At 63.6% G+C, this 2,578-nt stretch carries 2 protein-coding genes; both read right to left on the bottom strand.

What is annotated here, in order from left to right; translation table 11 throughout:
• Window positions 1-351 precede the first annotated feature (351 nt).
• Window positions 352-1,557 carry an IS91 family transposase gene (locus tag P3T22_RS33115; RefSeq protein ID WP_429327270.1) on the bottom strand — a complete coding sequence of 402 codons (1,206 nt, stop codon included), beginning with the start codon at window positions 1,555-1,557 and terminating at the stop codon, window positions 352-354.
• Between the two features lie 8 nt (window positions 1,558-1,565).
• Window positions 1,566-2,423: a tyrosine-type recombinase/integrase gene (locus P3T22_RS33110; RefSeq protein WP_429327269.1), complete on the bottom strand. Its 858-nt coding sequence runs from the start codon at window positions 2,421-2,423 to the stop codon at window positions 1,566-1,568.
• Window positions 2,424-2,578: the final 155 nt, after the last annotated feature.

The raw sequence follows: 2,578 nt of genomic DNA, 5'->3' as shown, positions 1-2,578 counted from the left end.
AAGGCAGAGGATTTTTAGCGGAGCGGAAGCGGCGCACCGGGATGAGCGCAGGCACGACGCGAAATCCGCGTCCGCTTCGCTAAAAATTCTTTGAGCTAAACCGCTCCGCTGGCGTCAGCAGCTATGGGCATTGAATCAGGGTGATGACCGTGATGTTGCAGATGGCGGTGCTGGATGCGTTGTGGAAGACGTGCCGCTGCTGCGTGTGAAGGTTGCAAGGACGCTTGTACGATCGTGACGGACGGTGCGATGTGGACTGTGGCACCGTGATCGCCGCGGCGTGGCCAAAGCGCTGCCGCAACCGGGCGAACGGTTGTCCGGACAGGTGCGCGGAGCGTGAAGGCGCGGATGTCACGGCACACCAGCGGGAGGTGCCCGCGGCCGGGCGCGATGCGGGAGGAGTTCGATGCATACCATGTGTCCGCGCGCACACGCTGGACAGTCACGCAGGGATCGACCGGTGAGTCTGGCGTAGCGGTCACGATAGTCCTGGCTGAGCTCATCAGTGGCAGTCGCGCGCGGTGGTATGACGTCGAGCAGCCGCCGGCATTCGGCGAGTCCGGTTTCGCGGCGCCGGTTGCTGAGGAACCCGTAGTGACGGATACGCTGCAGTCCGCGCGGCAGCACGTGAAGCAGGAAGCGGCGGATGAACTCCGGCGCATCGAGCTGCATCACGCGCTGTGCGGATTCATGGCGGTAGTCCTTCCAGTGGAACGTGACCTGTCCATCAGTGATATTGATCAGGCGATTGTTCGAGATGGCGACGCGATGCGTGTAACGCCCGAGGTAGTCGAGTACCTGCTGCGGGCCGCCGAACGGTTCCTTCGCGTACACCACCCATTCCGCGCGTCGCGGGCCATCCAGATAGCGGGCGAATGCCTGGACGTGCTGCAGGGCTGCGAGGACGTTGAAGAACCGCAGGCGCCCAGTGTCAAAGGCACGCCTCAGCCGCTCGAGGAACAGACGCCGGAACAGGCGTGATAGCACGCGCACCGGCAGGAAGAAACCAGGACGGCAGGCAATCCAGCGTGAGTGGTCCGGCGCCAGACCGCCGCCCGGGACCACGCAATGCAGGTGAGGATGGTGGAGCAGGTTCTGGCCCCAGGTATGGAGGATCGCGATGAAGCCGATGCCAGCGCCGAGGTGTTTCGGATCAGCAGCGATGGTCTGCAGTGTTTCGGCAGTGGCCTGAAACAGGATGTCGTAGACCACCGCCTTGTTCTGGTAGGCGATCGCGGCGATCTCCTGCGGCACCGTGAACACCACGTGGAAGTACGGTACCGGCAGCAGATCGGCCTGACGGTCGTCAAGCCATTGTGCACGGGCTAGCGACTGGCACCTGGGACAGTGGCGATTGCGGCAGCTGTTATAGGCGATGCGTTGGTGCCCGCAGGCGTCGCACTGTTCGACATGCCCGCCGAGCGCGGCGGTCCGACATAGTTCAACCGCGCTCATGACGCGCCGCTGGGCGCGACTGAGTGACCCGGCATGGGTTTGACGATACGCGGTGCCGTAGCGACGCAATACATCCGCCACTTCCAGGTGAGCAGTCTTCATGGACGTGCTCAGAAATTCACCGGGGGTTCTTCTGGCGAGTCAGGCGCAACCAGTTGAGGGAGCAGATCAAGCGGGCTTATGGTCGCGCAGATTGTGCTGGTAGCCACCTTCAGATAACGCGAGGTGGTGGCGAGGCTGCGGTGGCCGAGCAGCAGCTGGATGGTACGCACGTCGGTGCCCGATTCGAGCAGATGGGTGGCGAACGCGTGGCGCAGCGAGTGTGGCGTGACCGGCTTGCTGATGCCGGCCCGGCGCCGGGCCTGCTGGCACGCCAGCCGTATCGTCCCAGGAACGATGGGCTGGTCGGCGAACCGTCCCGGGAAGAGCCAGTGCTGGGGTCGACCGGTCTGCCAGTAAGTGCGAAGAATTTCCAGCAGACGTGGCGAGAGCATCACATAGCGGTCGACCTGGCCTTTGCCCTGCTCGATGCGCAACACCATCCGCTGGCTGTCGATGTCGACGACCTTCAGCCGCGTCACTTCCGAAATACGCAGGCCGCCCGCGTATGCCGTCATCAGGATCGCGCGGTGTTTGAGGCTCCTGATTGATTCGAAGAAAGCGGTGACCTCCTCGCGACTCAGGATCACCGGCAGTGTGCGTGGCTGCTTCGACATGACGATGTCGTCGACAGACCAGTCGCGTTTGAGCGTGACCGTGTAGAGAAAGCGTAGCGCGGCGGTCGCGGTAACCAGGCTGCTGCGCGCCAGTTGCCGGACTTCGACGAGGTGCAGTTGCCAGGCGCGGATCTCTTCGGGTCCCAGCGTCGCCGGGGAGCGGCCAAAGTGCTTCGCGAAGGCGCCAACTTGCTGCAGGTACGCGCGTTGGGTATTGGCCGAGAGATTGCGAACGCGCATATCCTCGACCATCCGCTGACGTAGGGGTGTCATGGCAGGACTCCTTTCGGGATGAGCAGGTGCGGTGAATTGCACTGTCATCGTCGCACCCGGAAAGGAATGCTCGCGGCGCCGGCCAGGACAGGGACGTCGGCCAGCCACCATACCGCGTCAGCGGTTTAGTTCAA

This window comes from Paraburkholderia sp. GAS348 (assembly GCF_050434205.1).
In the GTDB taxonomy this organism is placed as follows: Bacteria; Pseudomonadota; Gammaproteobacteria; order Burkholderiales; family Burkholderiaceae; genus Paraburkholderia.
Note: the sequence above shows the minus strand (reverse complement) of the source record. Positions and strands in the feature narration are given on the sequence as shown.

What these genes read in the sequence shown, in the direction of transcription:
- P3T22_RS33115 (WP_429327270.1), bottom strand. Translation starts at nt 1,557, where the DNA reads ATGAAGACTGCTCACCTGGAAGTGGCGGATGTATTGCGTCGCTACGGC.
- P3T22_RS33110 (WP_429327269.1), bottom strand. Translation starts at nt 2,423, where the DNA reads ATGGTCGAGGATATGCGCGTTCGCAATCTCTCGGCCAATACCCAACGC.